The organism is Amycolatopsis sp. NPDC049253 (genome assembly GCF_040678995.1).
Lineage (GTDB): Bacteria > Actinomycetota > Actinomycetes > Mycobacteriales > Pseudonocardiaceae > Amycolatopsis.
Genome location: NZ_JBFAQX010000031.1, coordinates 1 through 13,840, shown reverse-complemented (window position 1 = coordinate 13,840; position 13,840 = coordinate 1). Strand labels below are relative to the sequence as shown.

Annotated in this window: 13 protein-coding genes; 4 read left to right on the top strand and 9 right to left on the bottom strand. The window is 70.2% G+C overall.

Features of this window, described 5'->3' with window-relative positions; genetic code table 11:
* The first annotated feature begins 97 nt into the window (after positions 1-97).
* Positions 98-1,522, top strand: coding sequence for a type I glutamate--ammonia ligase (glnA, locus tag AB0K15_RS39830; RefSeq protein WP_364063156.1), 1,425 nt, complete (start codon positions 98-100; stop codon positions 1,520-1,522).
* A gap of 353 nt (positions 1,523-1,875) precedes the next feature.
* Here the strand turns inward: glnA and AB0K15_RS39825 are convergent, their stop codons facing one another.
* Genes AB0K15_RS39825 through AB0K15_RS39815 form a run of 3 tightly spaced genes read right to left on the bottom strand, consistent with a single transcriptional unit; the run spans position 1,876 to position 5,445 of the window.
* Positions 1,876-4,047 (bottom strand): xanthine dehydrogenase family protein molybdopterin-binding subunit, encoded by a 2,172-nt coding sequence (locus tag AB0K15_RS39825; RefSeq protein ID WP_364063153.1) that lies wholly within the window; start codon positions 4,045-4,047, stop codon positions 1,876-1,878.
* Positions 4,044-5,006, bottom strand: a complete 963-nt coding sequence (locus AB0K15_RS39820; RefSeq protein ID WP_364063150.1) for a xanthine dehydrogenase family protein subunit M — start codon at positions 5,004-5,006, stop codon at positions 4,044-4,046. The genes AB0K15_RS39825 and AB0K15_RS39820 overlap by 4 nt, the downstream gene beginning before the upstream one ends.
* Positions 4,993-5,445, bottom strand: a complete 453-nt coding sequence (locus tag AB0K15_RS39815) for a (2Fe-2S)-binding protein (RefSeq protein WP_364063147.1) — start codon at positions 5,443-5,445, stop codon at positions 4,993-4,995. The genes AB0K15_RS39820 and AB0K15_RS39815 overlap by 14 nt, the downstream gene beginning before the upstream one ends.
* Before the next feature lie 199 nt (positions 5,446-5,644).
* Between AB0K15_RS39815 and AB0K15_RS39810 the strand changes: the two genes are divergently transcribed.
* Together AB0K15_RS39810 and AB0K15_RS39805 are read left to right on the top strand one after the other, a co-directional pair.
* Complete coding sequence (locus tag AB0K15_RS39810; protein ID WP_364063144.1) at positions 5,645-6,211, top strand: TetR/AcrR family transcriptional regulator; 567 nt, start codon at positions 5,645-5,647, stop codon at positions 6,209-6,211.
* Between the two features lie 284 nt (positions 6,212-6,495).
* Positions 6,496-6,648: a hypothetical protein gene (locus AB0K15_RS39805; RefSeq protein WP_364063141.1), complete on the top strand. Its 153-nt coding sequence runs from the start codon at positions 6,496-6,498 to the stop codon at positions 6,646-6,648.
* On the opposite strand, the gene AB0K15_RS39800 is transcribed toward AB0K15_RS39805, so the two are convergent.
* From AB0K15_RS39800 to AB0K15_RS39775, 6 genes are all read right to left on the bottom strand, one after another.
* Complete coding sequence (locus tag AB0K15_RS39800) at positions 6,636-7,268, bottom strand: class I SAM-dependent methyltransferase (RefSeq protein ID WP_364063138.1); 633 nt, start codon at positions 7,266-7,268, stop codon at positions 6,636-6,638. The genes AB0K15_RS39805 and AB0K15_RS39800 overlap by 13 nt on opposite strands.
* Positions 7,265-7,696, bottom strand: coding sequence for an acyl-CoA thioesterase (locus AB0K15_RS39795; protein ID WP_364063135.1), 432 nt, complete (start codon positions 7,694-7,696; stop codon positions 7,265-7,267). Before AB0K15_RS39795 ends, AB0K15_RS39800 begins: the two co-directional genes overlap by 4 nt.
* Positions 7,697-7,722: 26 nt before the next feature.
* Entirely contained in the window at positions 7,723-10,698 is a 2,976-nt protein-coding gene (locus tag AB0K15_RS39790) for a bifunctional [glutamine synthetase] adenylyltransferase/[glutamine synthetase]-adenylyl-L-tyrosine phosphorylase (protein ID WP_364063132.1), read from the bottom strand.
* A gap of 55 nt (positions 10,699-10,753) precedes the next feature.
* The gene (locus AB0K15_RS39785; RefSeq protein ID WP_364063129.1) at positions 10,754-11,884 is read right to left on the bottom strand and encodes an inorganic phosphate transporter; all 1,131 of its coding nucleotides are present in this window, start codon (positions 11,882-11,884) and stop codon (positions 10,754-10,756) included.
* A 94-nt stretch (positions 11,885-11,978) separates the two neighbouring features.
* Positions 11,979-12,728 carry a type 1 glutamine amidotransferase gene (locus tag AB0K15_RS39780; RefSeq protein WP_364063126.1) on the bottom strand — a complete coding sequence of 250 codons (750 nt, stop codon included), beginning with the start codon at positions 12,726-12,728 and terminating at the stop codon, positions 11,979-11,981.
* On the bottom strand, positions 12,725-13,153 hold the full coding sequence (locus AB0K15_RS39775) for a rhodanese-like domain-containing protein (protein ID WP_364063123.1): 429 nt from the start codon (positions 13,151-13,153) through the stop codon (positions 12,725-12,727). Before AB0K15_RS39775 ends, AB0K15_RS39780 begins: the two co-directional genes overlap by 4 nt.
* A gap of 125 nt (positions 13,154-13,278) precedes the next feature.
* Here AB0K15_RS39775 and AB0K15_RS39770 point away from each other — a divergent pair, with 125 nt between their 5' ends.
* Entirely contained in the window at positions 13,279-13,722 is a 444-nt protein-coding gene (locus AB0K15_RS39770) for an Lrp/AsnC family transcriptional regulator (RefSeq protein ID WP_364063364.1), read from the top strand.
* Positions 13,723-13,840 lie beyond the last annotated feature (118 nt).

Below are 13,840 nucleotides of genomic sequence, written 5' to 3'. Positions count from 1 at the left end.
TGAAACATACGGGTGACGGTCGGGCAACACCGCACTCTTAGCGTGAGCCGAAGAGAGTACTGCCGAGCGAGCTCGATCGAAGAAGGAGTCACCGAGGGTGCCCACTACTCCAGACGACATCCAGCGCCTGATCGCCGACGAGAAGGTGGAGTCCATCGACGTCAGGTTCTGCGACCTGCCGGGCGTGATGCAGCACTTCACGGTGCCCGCGAAGGCCTTCGACCTCGAGGCCTACGAAGAGGGCCTGGCGTTCGACGGTTCGTCCGTGCGCGGCTTCCAGTCGATCCACGAGTCCGACATGCTGCTGCTGCCGGACCCCGAGACCGCGCGCATCGACCCGTTCCGCAAGGCGAAGACGCTCTCGCTGAACTTCTTCGTGCACGACCCGTTCACGCGTGAGGCCTACAGCCGCGACCCGCGCAACATCGCGCGCAAGGCCGAGCAGTACATCGCCGAGTACGGCGTGGCCGACAACGTGTACTTCGGCCCGGAGGCGGAGTTCTACATCTTCGACTCCGTGCGCTTCGACTCGGCCGAGCACGCGTCGTTCCACGAGATCGACTCGGTCGAGGGCTGGTGGAACACCGGCGCCGACGAGGTCGGTGGCAACCAGGGCTACAAGACGAAGTTCAAGGGCGGCTACTTCCCCGTCCCGCCGGTCGACCACTTCGCCGACCTGCGTGACGACATCGTCCGCCAGCTGCAGGGCTCCGGCTTCGAGATCGAGCGCGCGCACCACGAGGTGGGCACCGCCGGCCAGACGGAGATCAACTACAAGTTCAACACGCTGCTGCACGCTGCCGACGACCTGCAGCTGTTCAAGTACATCGTGAAGAACACCGTGTTCGCCGCCGGCAAGACCGCGACGTTCATGCCGAAGCCGCTCGCCGGCGACAACGGCTCGGGCATGCACTGCCACCAGTCGCTGTGGAAGGACGGCCAGCCGCTGTTCCACGACGAGTCCGGCTACGCGGGCCTGTCCGACACGGCGCGCCACTACATCGGCGGCCTGCTCAAGCACGCCCCGAGCCTGCTGGCCTTCACGAACCCGACGGTGAACTCGTACCACCGCCTCGTGCCGGGCTTCGAGGCGCCGGTTTCGCTGGTCTACTCGCAGCGCAACCGTTCGGCGTGTGTCCGCATCCCCATCACGGGCAACAACCCGAAGGCCAAGCGCGCCGAGTTCCGCTGCCCGGACTCGTCGGGCAACCCGTACCTGGCCTTCTCCGCGATGATGATGGCCGGCCTCGACGGCATCAAGAACAAGATCGAGCCGCCGGAGCCCATCGACAAGGACCTCTACGAGCTCCCGCCCGAGGAAGCCAAGAACGTCAAGCTCGTCCCCGGCGACCTCGGCACGGTCCTCGACACCCTGGAAGCCGACCACGACTTCCTGCTCGAGGGCGGCGTCTTCACGCCCGACGTGATCGACACCTGGATCTCCTACAAGCGCGAAAACGAGATCGACCCGCTGCGGCTGCGCCCGCACCCGTACGAGTTCGCGCTCTACTACGACGTGTGATCGGCCGGCCGTGACCTGACGGCCAACTGAGACGCGGGACGGCGGTCGAGGGAATACCTCGGCCGCCGTCCCGATTTTTGTGCGGTCGTCAGATTCGCCAGGGTCGCAGGCCTTGGCAGAGGCCACGACGGGCGGAGCGGTCAACCGCCGCCACAACGCGGCCCACAGCCGGCCGCGGGGCGGAGCGAACGGGTAGCGAATGTCCTGCTGGTGAAGCCTGGCTTCCCGGAGCACGCCATGCCACTGCGTACGGCGCAACCGTCCGGGCCGCCGGCGGCGCGCGGCGAAACGCGGGACGGCGGTCGAGGTTATACCTCGGCCGCCGTCCCGTTTTCGCACCCCCGCCGGATAGCTCAGTCCACCAGCAGGTCCTCCACCATGATCGGGATGTGGCGGACCCGCACGCCGGTCGCGTTGTAGATGGCGTTGGCGATGGCGGCGGCGACGCCGACGGTGGCGATTTCGCCGATGCCGCGGGCGCCGACGGCGTTGTGGAAGGTGTCGGGGTACTGGACGAAGTGGACGTCGATGTCGGGGATGTCGGCGTTGACCGGCAGGAGGTAGCTCGCGAAGTCGCCCGTGGCGAAGCGGCCCCAGGTGTCGAGTTCGAGGGCCTCGTGCAGCGCGGCGGAGACGCCCCAGATCATGCCGCCCTTGATTTGGCTGCGGGCGAGCTTGTCGTTGATGATGCGGCCGCCGTCGAAGACGCCGAGGAGCCGCGAGACGCGGGCTTCGCCGGTGAGGCGGTGGACGCGGACCTCGCAGAACTGGGCGCCGAAGGAGCTGAACGAGTGTTTCGTCAGTTCTTCGCCCGGGGCCGAGGAGCCGGTGGCGGACAAGGAATCCCGGCCGACCGCACGCAGCAGCGAGCCGAAGGGCATGGTGTCGGTGTCGCCGTGGATGTGGCCGTCGGCGTAGGTCACCTCCTGACCCGCGAACGGGGCGCCCGGCGCGGAGGCCAAGGCCAGTAGCGCGTCGAGGACCTCGCTCGCCGCGAGCATGATCGCGGTGCCGACGCTGGCCGTCGCGGTGGAGCCGCCGGACATGCCGCCCGGGGGCAGCTTCGAGTCGCCCAGGCGAGGGGTGATGAGGGACGGCGCGAGGTCCAGTGACTCCGCACCCACCGACGACATCACGTTCAGCAGGCCCGTCCCCGGGTCGGCGCCGCTGGTGGCGACCTCGGCGGTGCCGTCCGCGTGGAGCGTGATGCCGACCGTCGCGGGGAAACGCAGGGCGGGGAACATCGCGGTCGCCATGCCGACACCGACGAACCAGTCGCCGTCGACGCGCCCCTTCGGCCGCGAAGTCCAGCCGAACTCGCGCGCGCCGATGGCGAAGCACTCGTCGAGGTGCTTGCTCGACCACTGCAGGTCCTTGCCGGGCGGCGCGAGCGAGCTGTTGCGCACGCGCAGCTCGATCGGGTCCATGTCGAGCGCGACGGCGAGCTCGTCCATCGCGCTCTCCAGCGCGAACGAGCCCGGCGCCTCGCCCGGCGCCCGCATGAACGTGGTCGGCGGGATGTTGAGCGGCACCATCTTCTGGCTGATGGACAGGTTCTTCGTGGCGTACCACTCGCGCGACGTGCCGTGCGACGTCGGCTCGACGAACGAGCGGTCCATCGCCGTGCTCGACCACGAGTCGTGACGCAGGCCGAGGATCGTGCCGTCGGCGTCGGCGCCGATGGTGACCTTCTGCAGCGTCGCGGCGCGCGTGGCCGTCGCCGTGAAGACCTGCTCGCGCGTCAGCGCCGCCTTCACCGGCCGGTCCAGTTCCTGCGCCGCCGCGGCCGCGAGGAACGCGGGCGTGGACGTGCGCCCCTTGCCGCCGAACGCGCCGCCGACGTAGGGGTTGATCACGTGCACGGCCGAGACGTCGAGGGCGAGCGCGCCGGCGAGCTCCGTGGCGACGAGGTTGCTGCCCTGGTTGCCGGTGTAGACCGTGAGCTCGCCGTCGTCCCACACCGCGACGGCCGAGTGCGGCTCCATCGCGGCGTGGTTCTGCGTGGCCGTGCGATAAGCGTGGTCCACCACGAACGGCGCGGCGGCGAAAACGTCCTCAATGGACTCGACGCCGTCGGCCAGCACCTCGATCTGCGGCGGGTTCCCGCGCGACTCCGGCGCGTCCTCGGCCGAGGCGAGCCCCTCGTCGAACGACACCAGCGCCGGCTTCTCGTCGTAGGTCACCTTCACCAGCATCGCCGCGTCGCGCGCCTGCTCGAACGACTCCGCGACGACGAACCCGATCGGCTGCCCGTAGTAGCCGACGTCGGTGTTGCGCAGCGGCACCCAGGTCTCGCCCATGATCGGCGACACCGGCGGCGTGCGCAGGTCCAGCCGGTCGAACGGGGTGTAGACGCCGAGGACGCCCGGCGCCCTCTTCGCCGCGTCGGTGTCCATGCTCTCGACCTGGCCGTGGGCCACGGTGCTGACCACGACGTAGCCGTACGCCATGCCCGGGAAGTTGTGGTCCATCGCGTATTTCGCGCGCCCGGTGACCTTCAGCGGCGCGTCGAGCCTGTCCGTCATCGACGGCTCCCTTCGGTCAGCTCCAGCAGCGCGCGCACGACGGTGCGCTTCACCAGGGACACCTTGAACGAGTTGAACGCCAGCGGCCGCGCGCCTTCCGCGGCCAACGCGGCGGCCTGCTCGAACGACTCCTGCGTGACAGCCTTGCCCCGCAACACTTCCTCCACCGCCGTGAGCCGCCACGGCACGGTCGCCACCCCGCCGACGGCCACCCGCGCGTCGGCGATCACGCCGTCCCGCACGTCCAGCGCCACCGCGGCCGAAGCCAGCGCGAACTCGTACGACTGGCGGTCGCGAACCTTGACGTAGGTGGAGTTTTCGGCCCAGTCCAGCCGCGGCACGCGCACCTCGGTGATCAGCTCGCCGGGGCGCAGGTCGTTCTCCACCTCCGGCGTTTCCCCTGGCGTGCGGTAGAAATCGGTGATCTTTACGGTGCGTTTGCCGGTCTTGCCGGTGAGTTCCACCTCGGCGTCCAGTGCGACGAGCGCCACGGCGACGTCGCTGGCGTGTGTCGCCACGCAGGAGTCGCTGGTGCCGAGGATCGCGTGCATGCGGTTGACGCCCGTCAGCGCGGAGCAGCCACTGCCCGGTTCGCGCCGGTTGCACGGCATGGTGACGTCGCGGAAGTACGAGCACCGCGTGCGCTGCATCAGGTTGCCGCCGATGCTGGCCATGTTCCGCAGCTGCTGTGAAGCGCTCAGCAGCAGTGCGCGCGAGATCGCCGGGTACACACCGGGGTGCGCGGCGATGTCGCCCATCCGTTCCAGGGCACCGAAACGCAGGCCGTCGGTGGTGTCGATGCCGCGCAGCGGGAGGTCGTTGATGTCCAGCACCCGCTGCGGGGTGAGGACGTCGAGCTTCATCAGGTCGACGAGTGTGGTGCCGCCGGCGAGGAAGGTTCCGGACGCGTCGAGCGCGTCTTCGACGGTGGTGGGCGCGGTCAGCTCAAACGGTCGCATCGGCCCGCCTCGCCTGCTCGACCGCCGCGACGATGTTCGGGTACGCCGAACAGCGGCACAGGTTGCCGGACATGAACTCGCGGACGTCCGCGACGTCGTCGCGCACGGCGGCGACGGCCGACATCACCTGGCCGGACGTGCAGAAACCGCACTGCAACGCGTCCTGGTCCACGAAGGCCTGTTGCACGGGATGCAATCCGTCCTCTGTGGACAGACCTTCGACCGTGGTGACCGGATTGCGCACAGTGGCGGCGAGGGTGAGGCACGAGAGCACGGGCTTGCCGTCGACGTGCACGGTGCAGGCGCCGCACTGACCGCGGTCGCAGCCCTTCTTGGGACCGGTCACGCCCAGCCGTTCGCGCAACGCGTCGAGCAGCGTCACGCCGGGTTCGACGGCGAGCCGTTCGACCCGCCCGTTGATTTCGAGGGAGATGTCCACTCGGATCTCTTTCCCGCAGATGTGGTGGGAGATGCCGGCCGCACAGCCGGCGTAAACTAGCGGATAGTGATCCGCTAGAGCTCGTGTTTTCGAGGCTATCGGATTACTATCCGCTTGGCAACGAGAGTTGCCCTGGAGTCACTCCAGCACTGCACTAGAGTCTTGAACAGGGAAGACGCCGCCGGGAACGGGAGGAACGATGTCGACGGGATCGGTCAGCCCGCGACGCGCGGACACCCGGCGCAACCACGAGCGCATCCTCGCCGTCGCGGCCCAGGCGCTCGCGTGCTCGGGTGAGGTGTCGTTCAACGCCATCGCGAAGCAGGCCGAAGTCGGCGTCGGCACCGTCTACCGCCACTTCCCCACCGCGGCCGACCTCATCCTCGCCGTGTACGAGCGGGAGGTGTGCCAGCTCGTCGAGTTCGTGCCGGTGCTGCTGGAGAAGCGCTCGCCGGAGCAGGCCTTCCGCGTGTGGGCGAGCGATCACCTCGCGCACTACCTGATCACCAAACGTGGCCTCGCCAAGGCCCTGCGCGCGGCCTCGAGCAGCGCCGAACTGCCGGCCCACGCGTACAAGTCCCTGGTCGACGCCCTCGACACCCTGCTGAAGGCCAACATCGCCGCCGGCACCATCCGCCCGGACACCTCGGTGGACACGGTGATGCGCGCGATGGCGGGCTTGCTGCTGCTCAGCCCGGACGAAGACTGGAAGGCCGCGACGGAAAGCCTGGTGGACTTCGTGTGGCGCGGCATGCGCGCCGACTGACAACCGAGCTCGGCGTGCGTGACTTCCGGCGGATCTGGCACGCCGCAGCCCAGGAGCACCGGCCGTGAACTGACCGGGTTCCGACTGGCCGACGGCGTGGCGCCCGACTTCCACCAGGGCCTCCTCACGCATCGCGGCCGCACCGTGGCCGTGGTGGGCGCATGTGATGCCGAGGTGCGTGCGGTCGCGTGACCACGGGACCTGGCGGGCGAGGATGCCGGGCCGCCGGTGTTCCTGGACGAGCCCGAGTCGGTGGCGGCGCGGGCAGAGACGAGCCCGAGTCGGTGGCGGCGCGGGCAGAAACGTTCCGGGTGCTGACCGCGGCCGAGCTGAGCAGGCCATTCAACGCGGAGGAGTGGCCGCACGTGTTCGCCGCGGACGTCGCCTATTGGCGACCCGCGAACCTGAGCGAAGCGCTCTTCAACTACTGGGGCTGACCGGCCCGCGCGATGACCACGCCGCCGGGGACGCGGGCGTCCGGGTCGAGCAGGTGTTCCGATTCGATGGTGAAGCCGGCGGCGCGGAGGAAGGCCGACATGGTGGCGGGGCGGCGGCGGTGGATGTGGACGTGCATGGGGTGACCGCCGTAGCCCGAGGTCTTGCAGGTGGTCTTGTCGCCGACGTGGAAGCCCGCCAGCACCACGCCGCCGGGGTCGAGGGCGCGGTGGAAGTGGGCCAGCACCGTCGGCAGGGCGGCGTCGGGGAGGTGGATGAGGGACCAGAAGGCGAGGATGCCGCCCACGGAAGCCGTCGGGAGGGGGAGGTCCGTCATCGAGCCCACGGCGAAGGGGACGCCGGCGTGGGTGCGGCGGGCGAAGGCGATCATCTCGGGCGACAGGTCGAGGCCGAAGGCGTCGACGCCGAGGGAACGCAGGTGGGCGGTGACCCAGCCGGGGCCGCAGCCCAGGTCGGCGACGCGGCCGTCGGTGAGTTCGGCGAACAGCGTCAGGAAAGAGCGCAGCTGAGGCTTGCCCGCGAGGGCGTCGCGCAGTTGTGCCGCGTAGCTGGGGGCGACGGTGTCGTAGGAGGCGCCGATCTCCGACAGCCAGGAGGTCACCGCTCCCCCGTCGAGAGGACCTTGAGGTTGAGGCCGGCGCGTTCGAAGCGGCCGCGAGGGTCGTCGACGAGGCGGCGGGCCTCCAGGTCCATGAGGCCCACGGTGCAGGTGATCTCGGCCGAGAGGGTGCCGTCGAGTTTGAGAATGCGGGAGGTCATCCAGAAGACCTTGCCGTCGCCGAAGCGGGCGTCGCAGGTGACGTCGACGGTGTCGCCGGCGCGGAGTTCGCGGCGGTAGACGATGTGGGACTCCAGCAGGACCGGCGCGAGGTTTTCCTCGCGCAGCCGGGAATCGCCCGCGGATTCGAAGAGTTCGATGCGCGAGACCTCGCCGTAGGAGTGGTACACGGCGTGGTTGAGGTGGCCCAGCGAGTCGAGCTCGTAGTGACGCACCTTGATCCGGGTGCGGAACGGTTCGCGATCGGTCACCCCGACACTCTAGATCTCGGTGAAACCTAGGTCTCGTAGAACAGCTCCTCGACCACGGCGTGGGCGCGGCGCGTGACGCGACGATACGTGTCGAGGAACTCGCCCGGGTCGTCGTCCACGGTGTAGCCGAACACGCGCGCCACGGCGGCCAGGTCGCGGCCCGAGCCGGGCACCTCGTCGACAGCCTTGCCGCGCACGAGCATCCCGGCGTTGCGCACGCGCGTGGCCAGCAGCCACGCCTCGCGCAGATAGTCCACCGATTCCGCGGGCGCCAGCCCCGTTTCCGCGAGCGCCGTCAAAGCGTCGAGCGTCGAGGCGGTGCGCAGGCCCGGCTGCTCGTGCGCGTGCTGCAGCTGCAACAGCTGCACGGTCCACTCGACGTCGGCCAGCCCGCCACGGCCGAGTTTCGTGTGGCGAGTCGGGTCGGCGCCGCGGGGCAGCCGCTCGGTTTCCACCCGCGCCTTGATGCGGCGGATCTCGCGGGCCTTCGTCGCGTCCAGGCCGCCCTCCGGGTAACGCACCGGGTCGATCATCGCGATGAACCGCTCGCCCAGCTCTTCGTCGCCGGCGATGAACCGCGCGCGCAGCAGCGCCTGCGCCTCCCAGACCTCGCCCCAGCGCTGGTAGTACGCGCGGTACGACTCCAGGGTCCGGACCAGCGGCCCGCTGCGGCCCTCCGGCCGCAGGTCCGCGTCGACGACCAGCGCCGGGTCCGAACTCGGCGCGCCCAGCATCTTGCGCACGGTCTCGGCCACCGACGAAGCGAACTTCACCGCGTCGGAGTCCGACACGCCTTCCGCCGGCTCGCAGACGAACAGCACATCGGCGTCCGAGCCGTAGCCCAGCTCCGCGCCACCCAGGCGGCCCATACCGATCACGGCGACCGTCGCCGGCGTGCGTCCCAGCTCCGCCTGCCGCTGCCGGTACGCGGCGGCCAGCGCACCCTGCAGCACGGCGACCCACACACTCGACAGCGCCTCACACACCGCCGGAACGTCCAGCAGTCCCAGCAGATCCGCACACGCCACGCGCAGCAACTCGTGCCGCCGCAACGAACGCGCCGCCGCCACCGCCGCGTTCAACCCGGGCTGACGCCGGACGGCCGCCCGCAACGACGTCGCCACCTCGGCCGGCTTGCGCCCCGTGAGCCGGGCCGGCTCTCCCAGCAGCTGCAGCACTTCCGGCGCGCGCACGAGCAGGTCGGGCACGAGCTTCGACGTGCCCAGCAGGAACGCGAGCCGTTCCACCACCGTGCCCTCGTCGCGCAGCACACGCAGGTACCACGGCGTGTCCTCCAGCGCCTCGGACACCTTGCGGTACGAGAGCAGACCCCCGTCGGGATCCGGGGTGTCGGCGAGGAAATCGAGCAGCACGGGCAGCAGCGCCTGCTGGATCGCCGCGCGCCGGGAGACGCCCGAAGTCAGCGCCTTGATGTGCTGTAGCGCGCCTTCCGGCGCCGCGTAACCCAGCGCGGAGAGCCGGCTCGCGGCCTGTTTTGTCGTGAGCCGCAACGCTTCCGTCGGCACGTTGGCGACGGACTGCAGCAGCGGGCGGTAGAAGACCTTCTCATGCAGCCGCCGGATGCCCTGCGCGTGCCGGCGGAACTCGGCGAGCAGCTCCTGGCCCTGGCTGCGCCCGCGCACCGCGCGAATCCCGCACGCGCGCGCGAGGATGCGCAGCTCGTCGGTGTCGGTCGACTCCGGGAACAAGTGCGTGCGGCGCAGCCGGCGCAGCTGCAGCCGGTGCTCGACGGTGCGCAGGAACTCGTACGAAGTCCCCATCTCCGCCGAGTCCGCACGCCCGACGTACCCGCCCTCGCCCAGCGCCGCCAGAGCCTCCATTGTGGACGGCGAGCGCAGCTCGGGGTCCACGCGCCCGTGCACGAGCTGCAGCAGCTGCACGGCGAACTCGACGTCGCGCAGCCCACCGCGGCCCAGCTTCAGCTCGCGCTCGGCGTGTTCGGCGGAGACGTGGTCCTCCACGCGACGGCGCATCTGCTGCACCTCGGTCACGAAGTTCTCGCGGTCGGCGGCCGACCACACCATGGGTGCGACCATCTCCGCGTATTCCTGGCCCAGCCCGGTGTCACCCGCGACCGGGCGCGCCTTGAGCAGCGCCTGGAACTCCCACGTCTTCGCCCACTTCCGGTAGTACGCCGTGTGCCCCTCGAGCGTGCGCACGAGCGCGCCGCTCTTGCCCTCCGGCCGCAGCGCCGCGTCGACTTCGAAGCACGCCTTGCCGACCACCCGCATCATCGTGCTGGCCAGCCGCGTCGCCACGCCCAGGTCACCGGCGCCGACGAAGATCACGTCGACGTCGCTCACGTAGTTGAGCTCACGCCCGCCGGTCTTGCCCATCGCGATCACGGCCAGCGCACCTTCGGCGCTCGCCCCGACCTCCTGCTCGGCCACGGCGAGGCCCGCTCTCAGCGCGGCCTCGGCCAGGAGCGTCAGCTGGTGGGTGATGTCCTTGAACGACGGGTGGTCGAGCCCGTCCTCCACGAGGTGCCCGAGGTCGACGGCCGCGATGCCGAGCAGCAGCCGCCGGTACGCCGTCCGCAGCGCCTGCTCGGCGGCCAGGCCGGTCACGTACGTGCCGTCGTCCTGGCGCAGGTCGTCGAGCAGCCGGTCGGCGAACTGCTCGGGCACGGTGCAGCGGTGGTCGGCGAGGCAGTGCCACTCGCCGGGGTTGGCGGCGAGGAAGTCGCCGAGCGCGGTGGACGTGCCGAGCACGCCGAGCAGACGGCCGCGGAACGTCCGATTGTCGCGCAGGGCGCGGTCCAGCTCGGGCCACGCGCCTTCGTCGGCTTCGCGGATGCGGTCGAGGCCCTGCAACGCGAGGTCCTGGTCGGCGGCGCGCGAGAGGGCCGCGAGCACGTCGGCGGTGCCCTCGACCGGTCCCGCGGCGTCCCACCAGCCCGCCGCGTGCAACTGGGCGTCGGCCTTGTCGTCGGTGAAGCCGTACCGGGCCGCCGATGCGGCCGTCCGCGCGCGCTCTGCCATCTCCTTCACCGTAGCCGGATCCGCATCGGCTGAGCAGGCAGGCACGCGTTCACTTTCAGGCGGCGAGGCGGTCGGGTTCCGTGTCGGCGGCCGAGGGCTCCGGGACCTGGAAGCTGTGCGCGGTCACGGGCCGGCGGCGCGAGAGCACGTAGATGCCGATCCCGATGGCGATGCCCACCACGCCGACGCCGATGGTCCCCGCCGTGCCGAGCGACGCGAGCTTCCCCGCGGCGGCGCCGACGAGGGCGGCCGCCGGCAGCGTGAACAGCCAGGCCACGACCATGCGCCCGGCCATCCGCCAGCGCACCGGCGCCTCGCGCCTGCCGACGCCCGAGCCGACGATCCCGCCGGAGCACACGTGCGTGGTCGAGAGCGGGAAGCCGAAGTGCGAGGACAGCAGGATCACGGCGGCGCTGCTCGTCTGCGCGGCGAAGCCCTGCGGACCCTCGATGTCGGTGAGGCCCTTGCCAAGCGTGTGCGTGATGCGCCAGCCGCCGAGGTACGTGCCGAGCGCCAGCGCCGACGCCGCGCTGATGATCACCCACACCGGCGGCGCCGAGCCCGCCGGCAGGCCGCCGGCGCTGACCAGCGTCAGGGTGATCACGCCCATGGTCTTCTGCGCGTCGTTGGTGCCGTGCGCGAGGGAGACGAGCGAGGCCGACACGATCTGGCCGACGCGGAAGCCGCGGCCGCCCCGCCTGCGGACGAAGAGTTTGTAGACCAGGTACGTGAAGGCGGCCGCGACCACGCCGGCGATCACCGGGGAGGCGGCGGCCGGCACGAGGACCTTGTCCACGATCTTGCCGAAGTGCACGGAGTCGGCGCCCGCCGAAACCCAGGTCGCACCGATGAGGCCACCGAACAACGCGTGCGACGAGCTCGACGGCAGTCCGACATACCAGGTCACGAGATTCCAGACGATCGCCCCGATCAGCCCGCCGAAGACGATCGACGGTCCGATCTTGGTGTCGTCGACGAGGCCGCTGGAGATCGTTTTCGCGACCTCCACCGACAGGAACGCACCGGCGAGGTTCAGCACCGCCGAGATGGCCACCGCGACCCGCGGTTTGAGCGCGCCCGTGGCGATGGAGGTAGCCATCGCGTTGGCCGTGTCGTGGAAGCCGTTGGTGAAGTCGAAGACGAGGGCCGTGCCGATCACGACGACGACCACTAGCGAGGGATCCACCCCGGTCCTCCATACCTACGGGAGCATCTCTCGCAAGGTACCTGACCGATCGAGTGAATCGTCAACGCTGTGTTAGTGATCCGTGCATCATCCGTTAAGCCAGCGGTAACGTGCGTTGACTTTCCGCCGCCGATTCGAGCTCTCCAGCGGCCAATCGGACGAACCGATGCGCGAACGGCCGCCAGGTCTCGGCGATGTCCGCGTGCACAGAGATCAGCTTCCCCGGCTCCAGCGCGCCCGGACGGGTGAGTTCCGCCATCTCCGGCTCGTCCTCGGCCCAGCGGCGCACGATGTCCGGCGTCGTCTCGATGTGGAACTGCACGCCGTAGACACAGCGGCGCAGGCGGAAGGCCTGGTTCTGGTACAGCGGCGCGGACGCGAGCAGCTCGGCGCCGGGCGGGAGGCGCTTGATCACGTCGTTGTGGAACTGGATCACGTCCTGCATCAGCGGCAGGTCGGCGAACAGCGGGTCGGTCCAGGCCGCGTCCTTCTTGGAGACCAGCGCGGGGCCGACCTCGGGCCCGTCCTCGCCGACGACGACCTGGCCGCCGGTGGCCGCGGCGAGCAGCTGCGCGCCCAGGCAGATGCCGAGCGTCGGGAGCTGTTTGCCCGCGGCCTGGCTCAGCAGCTTGCGGACGTCGGCGAGCCACGGGTGGTGTTCGTCGTCCAGCGCGCCCATGCCGCCGCCGAGGCAGATGACGCCCGCGTAGCCGTCGAGGTCCGCCGGCAGCTCGTGCTCCGGCGGGTTCCGGACATCGAGCTCCGCGCCGGCCTCGGTCAGCCAGTCACCGAGCGGGCCGAGGGGGTCGCCGGCGTCGGGTTGGATGATCAGCAGACGTGTCACCTCTCCAGGGTACGGAGTGGGCTGGGGTGCGCGGTCTCGGTGGGGTAGCCCGCGTTCTGCCACGTGGTGATGCCGCCGGAGAGCCGCTTCGCGGTGAAGCCGAGGGCGGACAGGCGGAGCGCACCTTGGGTGGCGGCGTTGCAGTGGATGCTTTCGCAGTAGCAGACGTAGACGAGGTTCTTGTCGAGGTCGCGAGTGCTGTCCTCGGTGATTTCCCGGTAGGGCAAGTGGATGGCGCCGGGGATGCGCGCTCTCGCGTACGCCTCGGTCCCGCGGGTCTCGGCCAGCACGTACCCGTCGGTGCGGCCTTCGGCGAGGTCCTGGGCCAGGTCGACGGGGTCGACCTCGAAGCCGAGCTCGCGGCCGAAGTAGGTGACGGCTTCGTTCGGGGTGGGGGTCTCGAACTGGAGGATACGGGGTTTCATGGGGTCAATCGTCGCTTGGAGCGGGGCGTTCGCCACAGAGCCGAACCCTCGTGATCGGGTTGGTTAGCCTGGGATTTCCTCGTTCGCGCCGCGCTCTGCCGGGAGTTTGTTCTGTGAACCATTTCGTGGACCTCGACACCGTCGACTGGCAGCTGATCGAGCTCCTGCAGTCCGACGGCCGCCTCACGTTCTCCGAGCTCGGCCGGCGCGTGTCGCTGTCCGCTCCCGCTGTGACGGAGCGAGTGCGCCGCCTCGAGCAGCGCGGGGTGATCACGGGGTATGGCGCCCGTATCGACGCGGCCAAGCTGGGCCTGCCGATCGAGGCGATGGTCCGCGTGCGCGTCCGCAGCCTCGACGGCCCGCGGTTCCGCTCGACGATCCTGCCGCTGCCGGAGGTCGTCTCCGCCGACCACATCACGGGGGACGAGTGCTGGCTGCTGCGGGTGCGGTGCCGTTCCACGGGTGAGCTGGAGACCTTCGTGGAGCGCGCTCAGCGCTACGGCGAGACGACGACCTCGCTGGTCTTCTCGTCTCCCGTGGTGAGCCGGCCCATCACCCGCCCGAGCTGAGGCGGCTTCGCCCGGAAAGGTCTGGAAATGCGGTCAGGCCCCGGGAGAACCGCTTGCGCGTTCTCGACCGGGGCCTGACTGTCACGTAAAGTTCGGCGGCGTCCTACTCTCCCACAAC